The sequence below is a fragment of the Hymenobacter psychrotolerans DSM 18569 genome (assembly GCF_900142395.1).
Classification (GTDB): Bacteria; Bacteroidota; Bacteroidia; order Cytophagales; family Hymenobacteraceae; genus Hymenobacter; species Hymenobacter psychrotolerans.
Genome location: NZ_FRAS01000016.1, coordinates 44,408 through 58,385, shown reverse-complemented (window position 1 = coordinate 58,385; position 13,978 = coordinate 44,408). Strand labels below are relative to the sequence as shown.

General features: G+C 61.1%; 13 protein-coding genes. 1 reads left to right on the top strand and 12 read right to left on the bottom strand.

Translation table 11 applies throughout. The annotated features are described in order from the left end of the window. Positions 1-50: 50 nt before the first annotated feature. Both BUE15_RS14565 and BUE15_RS14560 read right to left on the bottom strand, forming a co-directional pair. Positions 51-2,159: a glycoside hydrolase family 97 protein gene (locus tag BUE15_RS14565; RefSeq protein ID WP_073286573.1), complete on the bottom strand. Its 2,109-nt coding sequence runs from the start codon at positions 2,157-2,159 to the stop codon at positions 51-53. A gap of 95 nt (positions 2,160-2,254) precedes the next feature. Then, positions 2,255-2,677: a GNAT family N-acetyltransferase gene (locus BUE15_RS14560; RefSeq protein ID WP_073286570.1), complete on the bottom strand. Its 423-nt coding sequence runs from the start codon at positions 2,675-2,677 to the stop codon at positions 2,255-2,257. A 129-nt stretch (positions 2,678-2,806) separates the two neighbouring features. Here BUE15_RS14560 and BUE15_RS14555 point away from each other — a divergent pair, with 129 nt between their 5' ends. After that, positions 2,807-4,393, top strand: a complete 1,587-nt coding sequence (locus BUE15_RS14555) for a glycerol-3-phosphate dehydrogenase/oxidase (RefSeq protein ID WP_073286568.1) — start codon at positions 2,807-2,809, stop codon at positions 4,391-4,393. Positions 4,394-4,395: 2 nt separating this feature from the next. Here the strand turns inward: BUE15_RS14555 and BUE15_RS14550 are convergent, their stop codons facing one another. The 10 genes from BUE15_RS14550 to BUE15_RS14505 all read right to left on the bottom strand — a co-directional run bounded on the left by BUE15_RS14550 (position 4,396) and on the right by BUE15_RS14505 (position 13,906). Beyond that, the gene (locus BUE15_RS14550; protein WP_073286565.1) at positions 4,396-5,031 is read right to left on the bottom strand and encodes a hypothetical protein; all 636 of its coding nucleotides are present in this window, start codon (positions 5,029-5,031) and stop codon (positions 4,396-4,398) included. Between the two features lie 25 nt (positions 5,032-5,056). Further along, positions 5,057-5,938, bottom strand: a complete 882-nt coding sequence (locus BUE15_RS14545) for a ChaN family lipoprotein (protein ID WP_073286562.1) — start codon at positions 5,936-5,938, stop codon at positions 5,057-5,059. A gap of 102 nt (positions 5,939-6,040) precedes the next feature. Beyond that, positions 6,041-7,408 (bottom strand): ABC transporter permease, encoded by a 1,368-nt coding sequence (locus BUE15_RS14540; RefSeq protein WP_073286559.1) that lies wholly within the window; start codon positions 7,406-7,408, stop codon positions 6,041-6,043. Positions 7,409-7,447: 39 nt separating this feature from the next. Then, on the bottom strand, positions 7,448-8,389 hold the full coding sequence (locus tag BUE15_RS14535) for an ABC transporter ATP-binding protein (protein WP_073286556.1): 942 nt from the start codon (positions 8,387-8,389) through the stop codon (positions 7,448-7,450). Between the two features lie 123 nt (positions 8,390-8,512). After that, positions 8,513-9,076 carry a hypothetical protein gene (locus BUE15_RS14530; RefSeq protein WP_073286553.1) on the bottom strand — a complete coding sequence of 188 codons (564 nt, stop codon included), beginning with the start codon at positions 9,074-9,076 and terminating at the stop codon, positions 8,513-8,515. Between the two features lie 86 nt (positions 9,077-9,162). Then, positions 9,163-9,669: an RNA polymerase sigma factor gene (locus tag BUE15_RS14525; protein WP_073286550.1), complete on the bottom strand. Its 507-nt coding sequence runs from the start codon at positions 9,667-9,669 to the stop codon at positions 9,163-9,165. Between the two features lie 268 nt (positions 9,670-9,937). Continuing rightward, positions 9,938-11,077 carry a molecular chaperone DnaJ gene (gene dnaJ / locus BUE15_RS14520; protein WP_073286547.1) on the bottom strand — a complete coding sequence of 380 codons (1,140 nt, stop codon included), beginning with the start codon at positions 11,075-11,077 and terminating at the stop codon, positions 9,938-9,940. Between the two features lie 93 nt (positions 11,078-11,170). After that, a complete protein-coding gene (locus tag BUE15_RS14515; RefSeq protein WP_073286544.1) occupies positions 11,171-11,767 on the bottom strand; it encodes a nucleotide exchange factor GrpE in 597 nt (198 codons plus the stop codon). A gap of 208 nt (positions 11,768-11,975) precedes the next feature. Next, positions 11,976-13,052: a GTPase ObgE gene (obgE, locus tag BUE15_RS14510; RefSeq protein WP_170865272.1), complete on the bottom strand. Its 1,077-nt coding sequence runs from the start codon at positions 13,050-13,052 to the stop codon at positions 11,976-11,978. 230 nt (positions 13,053-13,282) lie between these two features. Further along, positions 13,283-13,906, bottom strand: coding sequence for an adenylate kinase (locus BUE15_RS14505; RefSeq protein ID WP_073286541.1), 624 nt, complete (start codon positions 13,904-13,906; stop codon positions 13,283-13,285). Positions 13,907-13,978 lie beyond the last annotated feature (72 nt).

Sequence of the window (13,978 nt, the reverse complement as noted above, 5' to 3'; positions counted from 1 at the left end):
AGCTGTAAACACCTAAACGGTCATGCTTCGGCAAGCTCAGCATGACGTTCTTACTTGTTTCGAATGGGCTTCATGCTCACGGCCGCGCCGCCGCCGGCCGCTAGCTGCAGCTTCAGGGTGGTTTTGCTGTTGACTTTCTGCTTGCGGATTTGGTAGGCCTGGGGGTTCCTGTCCCAGGAAGCGCCTTTGCCGTCGGCGTAGATGGTGGCCTCGTAGGTAGTGCCGGGCGTGAGAAAATCAAGCTTGACGGTTTGGGTGCGGGCGTTTTCGTCGGTGATGGAGCCCAGGTACCACTCCTCCTTGCCCTTGGCTTTACGGGCCGTGGTGATATAGTCACCGGGCTCCGCGAGCAGAATGCGGGTGTCGTCCCAGTCTACGGCTACGTCCTTGATGAACTGGAACGCGTCGAGGTGCTTCTCGTAGGCCTCGGGCAGGTCGGCGGCCATTTGCACAGGGCTGTACATCGTCACGTAGAGGGCCAACTGTTTAGCCAGCGTGGTGTGCACCTGGCGGCCTTTGTTGCGCTCCGGGTTCCAACCTTCCAGCTTGATCTGGAAGATGCCCGGTGTGTAGTCCATGGGGCCGCCCATGAGGCGGGTGAAGGGCAAAATGGTCTCGTGTTCGGGTGGGTTGCCGGTGCTCCAGGCGTTGAACTCATTGCCGCGGGCCGCTTCCGAGGCCAGCCAGTTGGGGTAGGTGCGGTGTAGGCCGGTCGGGCGCACCGACTCGTGCATGTCCACCATAATCTGGTTTTCGCCGGTTTTCTGGGCGGTGCGGTTGTAGTGGTTCACCATCCACTGGCCGTCGTGGTGCTCCCCTCTGGGGATAATGCGGCCCACGTAGCCGGTTTTCACGGCGTCGTAGCCGTACTGCTTCATGAAACGGTAGGCAGCATCCTGGCGGCGCTCGTAGTTCGTAACGGAAGAGCTGGTTTCGTGGTGCATCATCAGCTTCACGCCTTTGCCGGCAGCGTAGGCCTGTAGCTCGGGCACGTTGAAGTCTGGATAGGGCGTCACGAAGTCGAATACCTCTTCCTTCCAGTTGTTGGCCCAGTCCTCCCAGCCTACGTTCCAGCCTTCTACCAACACGCTGGCCAGGCCATGCTTGGCGGCGAAGTCGATGTAGCGTTTTACGTTGGCGGTGTTGGCGCCGTGGCGGCCGTTGGACTTCAGCTTGCTCCAGTCGGTGCCGGCCAGCTTGATGTTGCTGGTGTCGGCGTAGTTCCAGCTGGCTTTGTTCACGTGCATCTCCCACCACACGCCCACAAATTTCTGGGGCTTAATCCAGTCGGTGGTAGCAAAAGCAGTTGGCTCGTTGAGGTTAAGGATAAGCTTGCTGGCCAGCACTTCAGGAGCTTTGTCGCTGACCACGATGGTACGCCAGGGCGTGTGCTCGGGCGCTTGCAGATAGGCGGCGGCCCCGGTAGCGGAAGGCACCAGCTGGCTCGTCAGCCCAAAGCTCTTGGTGTCCACGTTCAGCATCATGGCCGGGTAGTTCACCAGCGCCGCCTCGTGGATGTTCACATACAGCCCATCATCCGACGTAAGCATGAGCGGCGTTTGGATGCGCTGCGCTGCCGACTTGAGCTGAATAGGCTCAATGGGCGTGGTATTGACCTCGCTCAGGCGCGTATGGCTGTAGGTGTACTCGTTGGAGTCGTAGTCGCCCGGAATCCAGAAGGCCTTGTGGTTGGCCGGCAGGTTGAACTCAGTTTTCTCCTCCTGCACCACGAAATACGTGAGGCCGGGCTGCTGGGGAAACTCGTAACGGAAGCCCATGCCATCATCGTAGAGGCGGAAGCGCACCACCACGCGGCGGCCGTTATTGGCGGGCTGCTGCAGCGTCAGGGCCAGTTCCTTGTAGCGGTTCCGGATCTGTTTTACCTCGCCCCACACCGGCGCCCACGTGTCGTCGTGCTGGCTGGAATCAACTCGGGCAATGGTCAGGCCCTTGTCGAGTGCCGGCTGGCCTTGCAGCAACATGCCGAGGCGGCTGGGCTTCAGTACTGGCCTAGCGCCGAACTGAAGCTGATAGGTTGGCTCGCCGCTGGGGCTGAGTTGAAAGCGGAGGGTGAGCTTGTTGCCGGGCGAGTGAACGGTTTGCGCCTGGGCAGCGACACCCACAAAACCGACCAACAGCAGAGAGAAAAAGCGTTTCATAAACGGGGCAGGAATGGAATAGGCAAGGTACGCCACCGCTTTCCGGGCCCGCTAGGCCGGGGTTGGCCGCTTGTGGTTGTGTATTGCTTATACACTCAGTCGGCTTCCCTTTCAAACCGGATTTTCCCGCTCTTGGTGCGGCCGGTTTCGTGCCAGCCCTGGCGGCGGTAGAATGCTGCGGCGCGGGTGCCGGGGCCGGTGCTGAGCCAGATGGCGTGCCTAGTCTGCTGGAAGTACCAACGCAGCAGCAGGTCGTGGAGGCGCTTGCCGATGCCCTGCCCCTGGTAGTCAGGGTGCACAAACAGGGCCCAGATGCTGTGGTCCTGTAAATCAGCAATGGCAAAGCCGACGACCGTGCCCCCGACCTCGCAGAGCCAGCCTTTCCCGCGCCGGCTGAGGTAGTCGTGGTAGTGTTGTGCCGTCACCAGGGCCGGGTTAGACAGGCGGTTTTCCTGCACCGACAGCCGCACTTTGCTGAGTTGCGGAATATCCGTAACCTGTGTTTCGCGGAATAGCATAGAAGTTTGGGTTAGCCTGTCATCGGGGCCAGCCAGCAGCCGGGAACGGCTGAAATTATCTATTTCCGCCGCAATCCGTTGATGCAGGAGCATGCCCTTGGCCGTCAAGCCAGGTTCACGACCTCTCTTATGCACCAAAACCCACCCGAATTTCTTTTCCAGCGCAGCACGCTTCTGCAGCAGCTTACAGAGCAGCCCGTTTGGGATGTACTGGTAATCGGGGGTGGCGCAACGGGCCTGGGCGTGGCCCTTGATGCCATCAGCCGGGGCTATAAAACGCTGCTTCTGGAGCAGGTGGATTTCGCCAAAGGTACCAGCAGCCGTAGCACCAAGCTGATACACGGCGGCGTGCGCTACCTCGCGCAGGGCGACGTAGGCTTAGTCTGGGAGGCTCTGTATGAGCGCGGGCTCCTGCTGCAGAACGCCCCCCACCTCGTCAGGAACCAGAATTTCATCATTCCTAGCTACAGCTGGTGGGGCGGGCCGTTCTACACGTTTGGGCTGAAGCTGTATGACGCGCTGGCCGGCAAGCTGAGCCTGGGGCCCTCGGTACACCTAAGCAAGGCCGAAACGCTGCGGCGCCTCAGCAATATCAAACCGGCAGGACTGCGCGGCGGCGTACTCTACCACGACGGACAGTTTGACGACGCCCGGCTGGCCATCAACCTGGCCCAGACGGCCATTGAGCGGGGCGGCACTCTGCTAAACCACCTGCCCGTAACGGGCCTGCTGAAAGACGCCGACGGCCAACTACGAGGCGTGAAAGCCACTGACGCCGAAACCGGCATTACCTACGAAGTGCGGGCCAAAGCCGTGATAAACGCCACCGGCGTATTCGTAGACGATATTCTGCAGCTCGACCAGCCCGATGCTCCTAACCTGGTACGACCGAGTCAGGGCGTGCATATCGTTGTGGACCGGTCGTTTTTGCCGGGCGAGGATGCCCTGATGATTCCCAAGACGGAAGATGGCCGCGTGCTGTTTGCGGTGCCCTGGCACGGCCGCGTGGTGCTGGGCACCACCGACACGCCGCTGCCGGCGCACAGCCAGGAGCCGCTGGCGCTGGATGAAGAAATAGAGTTTATTCTGCGCACTGCCGGCCAGTATCTGACCCGGACTCCGAAGCGGCGCGACGCTCTGAGCATTTTCGCAGGCCTGCGGCCTCTGGCAGCCCCCCAGCACGGCTCAGAAAAAACCAGGGAAATTTCCCGCAGCCACAAACTCCTGGTGTCGGCTTCGGGCCTGATTACCATCACCGGGGGCAAGTGGACCACCTACCGCCGCATGGGCCAGGATACTATTGACAAGGCCATTGCCCTGGGCAAGCTGCCCCCCGCCACCAGCCAGACGGCCACCATGCCCATTCACGGCGCGCAGCCCACGCCCGACCGTAGCAGCCACCTGTATGTGTACGGCACCGACCTGCCCGCGCTGCAGCAGCTCATCACAGACGAGCCCGCACTCGGCGAAAAGCTGGACGCGGCGCTGGAATTTGTGCTGGCCGAAGTAGTGTGGGCGGTACGCTACGAAATGGCCCGCACGGTGGAAGACGTGCTGGCGCGCCGGGTTCGGGTGCTGTTCCTGGATGCCCGCGCCGCCATTCGGATGGCCCCGACGGTAGCGGCGCTGCTGGCTCAGGAGCTAGGCCACGATGCGCAATGGCAGCAACAGCAGGTAGCCGACTTCGCGCGGCTGGCGCGCAACTACCTGCCCTGACGCTACCCGAAGCTGTACGGGTAGCCGATTTCCTGCAGGTCGGCCTCCAGCTGGGACCAGTCTTCGAGCGGGTCAATCAGGTCCTGCACCAGGGCTTTGGTGAGCGGCTCGTGTTGGTAGATGCGGGCCACTGCTTCGGTGTCTATTGGGTCCCGGTCGGTTTCGTCGATGAAGTACTCGTTGGCCCAGTCGGCGTAGGTTTCGGGGTTGTTGTCGAAGATGTACAGCAGCTCTTCGGAGCCGTCGTCTTCGCTTTCCACCACGCCGGTCTGCCAGCCGTGCGCGGGCGTGTACCACAGGCAAAACGTCGTGCCGATAGAGCTGACCGGCTCCCCGAACATGAACTCGTCAAACGCCTCCGGCAGGCCGCGCGTCACCTGGGCTTTGTCGGGCTGCTCGTACTCGGAGAGGTAGCCGCTGATGCAGCAGCCTTCGGGCCGGAACAGCACCAGCATCTGGTCCCCTTCCCCGTCGCTCATCTCAAATAGCGCCTCGCCCAGGTCCCAATTGGGGTTGTAGGTGTAATAGCGAAATTCGGGGTCCTGCGAGTTGATGGCATCCAGCACGGCCAACGACTGGCAGAGGCGTTGCAGTGTGGCCATATCGGGCAGCGCGGTGAGGTCTTGGGTGGAAATCATGGCGGGGGAAGTAGGCGAAGAACTGCTAATACGTTTTGGTCATGTCCTGGGGTACTACGAGCACGAAATCGGCTTTCCGCTCGTGCTCCTTTTCCAGCTTGCCCAGTTGCTCCTGCGAAACCGTGCTGATGGTGAGCACCTTCAGTTTCGGGTTTTGCTGCCGCTGATAGGCCAGGATACCGTCGTGGTTGTCGGAGTGGTAGGCGCCGTTGAGGTGGAGCAGCAGGTGGCCTTCGGGGCGGGCCTGGTGCAGGAAGTGGGCCATGGTGGCATCTTTCAGGGCCTGCGCCTGAATGATGTTCTGCACGCCGGCCGCGTGGGCGGCATCCCCACCAAACATTTTCGCCATGTTTTTGTAGCCGGGCAGCTCGAAATCCACGGTCAGCGGCAAGGGCGCCATCCAGGCCTTTTCTGAGGCGGGCAGCGCCTCCAGGGCCGCAAGGCTGCCTTTCGCAACCTGCGAGGCGTAGCGGCGCGGCACGTTGGTGCCCACCACCCGGAACTTCTGCTGCCGGGCCAGCTGCAGCAGCGGTTTGTAGTCGGTGGCGTAGTTGGGCCAGGGGCGGCTCTGCTCCTCAAACGCCTTGTCGTCCAGCTCGCCGGTGGTGTACTGGTCTACCAACGGCTGCACGTCGCGCTCAAACATTTCCAGCCCCAGCACCAGTTGGCCCTGTTTCAGGCGCAGCAGGTCCTTGGCAAGCTGTAGCTCCAGCCAGTGCGCAATGGGGTCGTTGTGCTGCTCCCCGAAGAATACGACATCGGCGGCGGCCAGCTCTTTCAGCATCTTGTCGTAGCTGGTGGCTTTGCCGGTGGCCGTAAACAGGCGGTAGGCGGGCTTGTCGTCGGCTTTCAGCGTGAAGCTCATCAGCACAAGCAGCAACGGGAGCAGCAGCAGTTTTGGCGTCATTGTCGGGAGCGGGTGAGGCGGGCCGCAAGGTAGCAGAAAGCCCCGGCAGCTGCTACGTCGCAACTACCGGGGCCTGCTTTGCTCAGCGGCTGAACGAACGGGTTAGCCTTTATAGAACATCCACTTCGACAGCTCGCCATAGGTGATTTTCTTGCCGTACATGAGCACGCCCACGCGGTAGATACGAGCGGCCAGCCAGGTTGTAAATATGAAACCGGCCACCAGAATCACGCCCGACAGCAGCAGCTGCCACATCGGCACCCCGAAGGGCAGGCGCATCACCATGGCAATGGGCGAAGTGAGTGGCACCATCGAGAGCCAGAAGGCCAGCGGGCCGTTCGGGTCGCCGTTGATGATGACGTTGATGCTGACGATGTAGCTCAGAATGAGCGGCACCGTAACCGGGAACATGAACTGCTGGGCGTCGGTCTGGTCGTCGACGGCGGCCCCGATGGCGGCAAACAGCGACGAATAGAGCAGGTAGCCACCCAGGAAGAAGAACAGGAAACCACCAATGATGCTGGCAATGGGCAATCCATCGAGGAAAGCCAGCGGGCTGCTGTCAGCAGCGGGCGCCGCGGTAGCCGAAGCCGTGGCCGGTGCATCGGCGGCCGGGGTTTCGCGGGCAGCGGCAGCTTCCTGCACGCCGGCCGCAGCCGCCACCGGCGGCGACTTCCGGGCCGAGTCGGTGAGCAGCGGCGCCGCTATGCTGGTCAGGCCCCACGACAGCACAGCCCACAGCGCAAACTGCGTGAACACCACGGCCGCAATGCCCAGAATCTTGCCCATCATCAGCTGAAACGGCTTCACCGAGGAGAGCATCACCTCCATAATCCGGTTGGACTTCTCTTCGCTTACGCCGCGCATCACCTGCACGCCATAGATGAAGATGAACATGTACACCAGAATCGAGAGCAGATAGGCGGCGCCGGTGGTGGCGCCCACATTGTTTTTGCGGCCGCCTTCCTGGGTCAGGTCCACGGCGCTCAGCTCCACGTTGGCCTTCAGGTTGTCGATGGTACTCTGGTTGAGGCCGGAGCGGCTCAGCTTCAGGTCGCCTACCGTTTTGTTTACGGCCTTCCTGATGGCGTTCTGCCGCTTCAGGCTCACGTTGCCGTTGGCCAGCAGCTGCACGCCCGCAGCACTATCGAGCGTGAAGTTGGGCGGGAAATACAGCAGGGCATCCTGCCTGGCTTTGTCCTTGCGGAACGCCTCGGTGGCGGCAGCCAGCGAATTGCCGGTGGCGGGCACAAATTTCAAGTCCTCGGTAGCGGCCAGGCGCGTCAGCATTTGCTGGCCGCTTTCGTCGCGCACGGCCACCACATCGGTTTTCGAGGAACTAGAGAGCATGGCAATGCCCACCATGCTGCCGGCCAGCAGCAGCGGGGCCAGCAACGACATAATCAGAAAGCTCTTTTTGCGTACCCGGGTCAGGTACTCGCGCTGCACTATCAGCCAGATTTTATCCATGAGAGGGAAGAGTAGTCGTGGGCAATAAAGTCGGTTGCGTTAGGCCGGCGTGGTTTCGAGCAGGCTTTCGGGCATGGTTTCCTGCACGCGCCGGATGAAAATGTCGTTGATGCTCGGAATCAGCTCCCGGAAAGCGTGCACCTCCACGTTGCCGATGAGGTAGCGCAGCAAGTCGTTGGGCGAGGTGCCGGCGTGCAGTCGGATAACATCGTAGAAGTGGCCGTTTTCGCGGTCCTTGTGTTCCAGCACCTCAAAATCGGGGTGCGTCACCATCAGCCGGCCGCGGCCTTCCACTTCGTAGGTCTGCGAGCGGAATGTGTTTTTGATGTCGCGCACGGAGCCGTCGAGCACCTTGTGGCTGCGGTTGATGAGGGCAATATTGTCGCAGAGCTCCTCCACCGATTCCATGCGGTGCGTGCTGAAGATAATGGTAGCGCCTTTGTCGCGCAGGGCCAGAATCTCGTCTTTGATGAGGTTGGCGTTGATGGGGTCAAAGCCCGAAAACGGCTCATCCAGAATGATGATGCTGGGCTCGTGCAGCACGGTGGCCACAAACTGCACCTTCTGCTGCATGCCTTTGCTCAGGTCTTCCACGTTTTTCTCGGCCCAGGGCTTCAGGTCGAGGCGCTCCAGCCAGCCTTTGATGCGCTGGGTGGCATCGGGGCGGCTCAGGCCGCGCAGCCGGGCCAGGTACAGCAACTGCTCCCCTACTTTCATCTTCTTGTAGAGGCCGCGCTCTTCGGGCAGATAGCCGATATCGGCAATGTGGCCGGGATGCAGCTTCTGGCCCCGCACCCGGATTTCGCCCTCATCGGCGGCCGTTATCTGCGTGATAATGCGGATGAGCGAGGTTTTGCCGGCGCCGTTGGGGCCCAGCAGTCCGAAAATGCTGCGTTCCGGAATGTCGAGGCTCACGTCGTCGAGGGCAACGTGCGCGGCGTAGGCTTTGCGCACGTTGATGGCTTGGAGAATGGGAGTCATGGGAGGAAGGAGTGGTCGTGGCGTAATATTACAGGAACCGCATAAACAAGTCACCGAAATCTTCCCCAAGCTGCAAGCTACTAGGGCCGAACGGGAATAACTACCGGCTGAACTGCAGGGCCTCTACTCGGGGCGGCCCGTTTCCTGCAGCTCCCGCAGGGCCGCTTCCAGCCGGTCAAGGTGCTGGCCGTAGCGGCGCTGGTGCTCCATTTTGCCCACGGCATACGCGGCATAGAGCAGCGCCAGCACGGCTACCGCCCCCACGCCCACAATCAGCAGGTGCCGGCCCTGGTCGGGGTTGGCGGGGCTGAGGTACTGCAGCAGGTCGGCCTGCCGCACCAGCAGCGCCGCCAGCACCAGCAGTATCAGGCCCATCACGCCCACGTAATCGTGCAACCGCATCAGGCGGCGAAACCGGGTGATACGGCCTTTCAGAGACTGAACCAGGTTGTCGTGCTGCTGCTCCATTTCGCGCAGCACCCGCAGCCGCTGATACACAATGCCGCCCACCAGCACCAGCAGCGCCATGACGGCCAGCACAAACAGCTGCAGATTAGTGGAGTTGCGGGCAAAAAACAGGGCATTGAAGCCGCTCACGGCAAAGGCGGCTATCACCCAGCGGAGCTCCAGGGAGGCATTCTTTTTCAGGCGGAGCAGCGGACTTGTGGAGGCGGAGGAAGTAAGCATGGTACGGAGTTTTTGTTCGGTTAGGGAAGATTGAGTGGGTTCAGTTGGTTGCTGCTGCCAGCGGCGGCGAAGATCATCGAGTTCCATCAGGCGGGTTGGGTTAGCAGTTGGCGAAGCTTGTCCTGCACGCGGTGCATTTTCACGCGCACATTGTTCTGGGTGATGCCGAGGATGTCGGCCATTTCCTCGTAGGTGCGCTCTTCCAGGTACAGCAGCACGAAAGCCTTTTCCACATCCGAAAGCCGCTTAATGGCCCGGTAGAGCTCGGCCAGGTCGTCGGCATCGGGGCCGGTATCGGGCGGCAGAGCCACTTCGGGCAGCGCCGGGCCCAGCCGCTCGGGCGTGGGGTGGCGGGTGCGCTGGCGCAGGTTGCTGATGGCTACGTTCAGGGCCACCCGGTAGAGCCAGGTGCTGAGCTTGGCCGCGCCGGGCTGGTACTGCGGCCACGCCCGCCACAGCTGCAGCACTATCTCCTGGTAGAGGTCCTGCTGGTCGTCGGCATCGGGGCAGTACATGCGGGCCACCCGGCGCAGCAGGGGCTGAAACTGGTTCAGGGTGGCGAGGAAGTCCGATGAGAGAGAAGCGGCAGACATGTGGCGGGGAAGTTTGCAGAATATATCGGCGCTTCCCGCCCGGCATTACAGCCGCCCGCACATATTTTTTCAGGGTCCGGCAGCTACTATCTGTTCGTAGCTTATTCTTTCATTTCTAAAAATATGCTACACCCGTTTGTAGCATATTTTTAGAAATGAAAGAATAAGCTACCGAATCGTATGGACAGGCCGCAAACAGAACCGCCCGCTTTCCTGAGACAGGAAAGCGGGCAGTTCATCTGGTGTGCCAGCGGTTTTGCGCCGGTTCTTACTGGAAGTACTCCTTCACTTTCTCGAAGAAGCCTTTCTCGTTTTTGCCGGGGTTGGGCGTGAAATTGCGGGCGTCGCGCAGCTTTTCCAGCAGCTCACGCTCCTCGCTGGTCACGTTTTTGGGTGTCCAGACGCTGAGGTGAATGAGTTGGTCGCCGCGGCCGTAGCCGTTGATGTCCTTAATGCCTTTGCCGCGCAGGCGCAGGATTTTGCCGGGCTGCGTGCCGGGGTCCACCTTGATTTTTACCTTGCCCTCGATGGTCGGCACCTCGATACTGGCGCCCAGCGCGGCATCCACGAACGAGATGTACTGCTCGAACATGATGTTGTTGCCGTCGCGCTTGAGCTGCTCGTGCGGCTCCTCCTCAATCTGAATGAGCAGGTCGCCGGGCACGCCGCCCCGCTCGGGGTAGTTGCCTTTGCCGTTCATGCTCAGCTGCATGCCCTCGGCCACCCCGGCCGGGATGTTGATCGGAATAACTTCCTCGTGCAGCTGGCGGCCGTCGCCGTGGCACACGTCGCACTTGCTGGTTACCACTTTGCCTTCGCCTTCGCAGGTGGGGCAGGTAGAGGCGCTTACCATCTGGCCGAGCATGGTGTTCACCACGCGCTTCACCTGGCCCTGGCCGTTGCAGGTGCCGCAGGTTTTGAGGTCGGTGCCGTTTTTGGCGCCAGTGCCCGAGCAGGTGTTGCAGGCCACGTAGCGCTTCACCTTGATTTTCTTCTCGACGCCGTTAGCTACTTCCTCCAGGTCCAGCTTGAGCTTGATGCGCAGGTTGGAACCCTTGCGCACGCGCCGGCCACCCTGGCCGCGCCCGCCGCCCCCGAAGAAGCCCTCGAAGCCGCCGCCCCCGAAGATGTCGCCGAACTGCGAGAAAATGTCCTCCATGTTCGGGCCGCCGCCGTTGCCGCCCATGCCCTGGTGGCCATATTGGTCGTAGCGGGCCTTCTTGTTGGCGTCCGACAGCACTTCGTAGGCCTCCGCGGCTTCCTTGAACTTGTCTTCGGCCGATGGGTCGTCGGGGTTTTTATCGGGGTGATATTTGATGGCCACCTTGCGGTACGCCTTCTTTATCTCGTCGCCCGAAGCGTTTTTGGCCACGCCCAGCACCTCGTAATAATCTCGCTTCGTTGCCATTGCAGTAGTGAGTAATAAGTATTGTGTATTGAGACAAGTATCGGGCAGCTTTCAGCGAACAGCGTCTTGCTACTCAATACCTATTACTCAATACTAAGCGCCCAGCACCACCTTCGCGTGGCGGATTACCTTGTCGCCGAGGTAGTAGCCTTTCTCCACTTCGTCCACGATTTTGCCTTTCAGCTCTTCCGACGGGGCCGGAATCTGGGTGATGGCCTCGTGCAGGTCGGGGTCGAAAGCGCCGCCCTTGGCTTCCATCGGGGCCAGGCCCTTTTGGTTCAGGGTTTTCTGGAGCTTGTTGTAGATGATGTCGATGCTTTCCCGCACGGTGTTGGCATCCTCGGTGTCCTTGGTGTGGTGGCGGGCCCGGTCGAAGTCGTCGAGCACAGGCAACAGCGCGACCATCAGCTCCTGGTTGGCGCTCTTGAACAGGTCGGCGCGCTCCTTGGTGGTGCGGCGCTTGTAGTTCTCAAACTCCGCGGCCAGGCGCAGGTACTTGTCTTTCAGATCGGCCAGCTCGGCATCGGTTTTCGAGCCGGTTGCGTGCGGAGCGCCTTCCGAACCTTCTACTTCCCCGATTTCGGGGGCAGTGGGCTCTTCGGTCAGCTCGCCGGCCACGTGGTCAGCGGGAGCACCGTTCTGGTCGAGTTGCGTGTCGTCGGCGGGTTGGGTGTTTTTATCGTCAGCCATTTTCGCTTGAAATCGTCGGAATGGGTTGAATCGGGAAGACATAGAGCCTTTGCGGATTACAAGGAGTTTGCCAAAGCGCCACCGGCTGCCATTGTGGCACGGAAACCGCAGAACCTAAGCAGTTAGTTCAGACGCCCTGACGCAAAGCAGCACCGCGGCGTCTGAGGTGAAGATGCGGCGGCCACGCCTTCGGGCCGCCCTGCTCAAGCTATGACGCCTGCTCGTCCTGGTTTTCCGGCTCGTCGTCTTCGGCTAGGTAGCCGGCGCGGGCAGACTCCGGAGCATCCCGGCGCACTTTCTGCAGCGCCTCCCAGATCAGGTCTTTCAGCTTCTGGATGTTCTTATTGGCCAGGCTGGAAATAAAGACCGTGGGCAGGTCGGTGGGCAGCGTTTCCCGGATTTCGGCTTCCAGCTCCTCGTCCAGCATGTCGGACTTGGTGATGGCCAGCAGGCGCTGTTTGTCCAGCAGCTCCGGGTTGAACTGCTCCAACTCGCTCAGCAGCACCTCGTATTCGCCGTTGATATCCGGCGAGTCACAGCTGATCATGAACAGCAGAATGGAGTTGCGCTCTACGTGGCGCAGGAAGCGGTGGCCCAGCCCCCGCCCTTCGGCCGCGCCCTCAATAATGCCCGGAATGTCGGCCATCACGAAGGACTTGTAGTCGCGGTATGCCACCACACCCAGATTGGGCGTGAGGGTCGTGAAGGCGTAGTCGGCAATCTTGGGCTTAGCGGCGGATACGACCGACAGCAGCGTGCTTTTGCCGGCGTTGGGGAAGCCTACCAGGCCCACGTCGGCCAGCAGCTTCAGCTCCAGAATCACCCACTCATCAATGCCGGGCTCGCCGGGCTGGGCGTAGCTCGGGGCCTGGTTGGTCGCCGATTTGAAATGGTCGTTGCCGAGGCCGCCGCGGCCGCCGGGCGTCAGGATGAGGCGCTGGCCATGCTCGGTGATTTCCAGCTTTTTCTCGCCGGTTTCCGCATCGCGCGCTACCGTGCCGAGGGGCACCTGGATGATAATATCTTCGCCCTGCGCGCCGCTGCGCAGGTTTTCGCCCCCGCCTTCGCCGGGCTTGGCAATCAGGTGCTTCTGGTACTGCAGGTGTAGCAGCGTCCAGAGCTGGGAGTTGCCTTCCAGGATGATGTGGCCGCCCCGGCCACCGTCGCCGCCGTCGGGGCCGCCGTTGGGCAAGCCTTTGGCCCGGAAGAAATGGTGCGAGCCCGCCCCACCCTTGCCCGAGCGGCAGTTGATTTTGACGTAGTCGATGAAATTATTGGAAGCCACTTCTGAGAAGTTAGAATTTAGAAGCTAGAAGTCAGAAGCCGGTGTGCTTCCTTGTTCAGCCTGCAAAGTGATTTGTCTGAAAAACAGCTGTCATCCTGAGCGAAGCGAAGGACCTTATGCCGGTTGAACGATAATCGTGGTGACGACTCGCTCAGATGGGATAAGATCCTTCGCTTCGCTCAGGATGACAGATGGTTCTGCCACTACCCATGCGGGTAGCAGCGGCAAAGTTACGCTTTTACTTCGTCGGTTGCCTGCTTGCTGCTGGCGGGCGCTGCCGCCGCGTGCTGGTCTAGGATGCCGCAGATCTGGCCGAAAATGTCTTCGATGGCGCCAATGCCGTTCAGGGCGTGAAATTTCTGCTGCTGGGCGTAGTAGCCGGCTACCTGGGCGGTTTCGGTGTTGTACACCGTCACGCGCTTGCGGATCTTGTCTTCGTTCTGGTCGTCGGGGCGGCCGGAGGTTTTGCCGCGCTCCAGCAGGCGCTTCACCAGCTCTTCCTCGGCCACTTCCAGCGCCACCATGCACGACACCTTGGTTTCGTGCTCGGCCAGCAGCCGGTCGAGGCTTTCGGCCTGCGGTACAGTGCGCGGGAATCCGTCGAAGATGAAGCCGGCCGCCTGCTTGTTGTCTTTCAGGGCGGAGCCAATCATGCCAATCACTACTTCATCGGGCACGAGCAGGCCTTCATCCATGAGCTTTTTGGCGCGCAGCCCCAGTTCAGTGCCCTGAGCAATCTGGGCGCGGAGCAGGTCGCCGGTAGAGAGGTGCACCAGATTGTAGCGGGCAATCAGCTTCTGGCTTTGCGTTCCTTTGCCGGCGCCGGGCGGGCCGAAGAGCACGAGATTCAGCATGAGTAGCGAAGTGTTACGCGGGGAATAAAAAGGAGTGGGGTTCTGGAAAGATAAGCAACGAATGGGAAAGCC

Coding starts and splice junctions, on each gene's coding strand:
- BUE15_RS14565 (WP_073286573.1), bottom strand. CDS start 2,159: ATGAAACGCTTTTTCTCTCTGCTGTTGGTCGGTTTTGTGGGTGTCGCT.
- BUE15_RS14560 (WP_073286570.1), bottom strand. CDS start 2,677: ATGCTATTCCGCGAAACACAGGTTACGGATATTCCGCAACTCAGCAAA.
- BUE15_RS14555 (WP_073286568.1), top strand. CDS start 2,807: ATGCACCAAAACCCACCCGAATTTCTTTTCCAGCGCAGCACGCTTCTG.
- BUE15_RS14550 (WP_073286565.1), bottom strand. CDS start 5,031: ATGATTTCCACCCAAGACCTCACCGCGCTGCCCGATATGGCCACACTG.
- BUE15_RS14545 (WP_073286562.1), bottom strand. CDS start 5,938: ATGACGCCAAAACTGCTGCTGCTCCCGTTGCTGCTTGTGCTGATGAGC.
- BUE15_RS14540 (WP_073286559.1), bottom strand. CDS start 7,408: ATGGATAAAATCTGGCTGATAGTGCAGCGCGAGTACCTGACCCGGGTA.
- BUE15_RS14535 (WP_073286556.1), bottom strand. CDS start 8,389: ATGACTCCCATTCTCCAAGCCATCAACGTGCGCAAAGCCTACGCCGCG.
- BUE15_RS14530 (WP_073286553.1), bottom strand. CDS start 9,076: ATGCTTACTTCCTCCGCCTCCACAAGTCCGCTGCTCCGCCTGAAAAAG.
- BUE15_RS14525 (WP_073286550.1), bottom strand. CDS start 9,669: ATGTCTGCCGCTTCTCTCTCATCGGACTTCCTCGCCACCCTGAACCAG.
- dnaJ (WP_073286547.1), bottom strand. CDS start 11,077: ATGGCAACGAAGCGAGATTATTACGAGGTGCTGGGCGTGGCCAAAAAC.
- BUE15_RS14515 (WP_073286544.1), bottom strand. CDS start 11,767: ATGGCTGACGATAAAAACACCCAACCCGCCGACGACACGCAACTCGAC.
- BUE15_RS14505 (WP_073286541.1), bottom strand. CDS start 13,906: ATGCTGAATCTCGTGCTCTTCGGCCCGCCCGGCGCCGGCAAAGGAACG.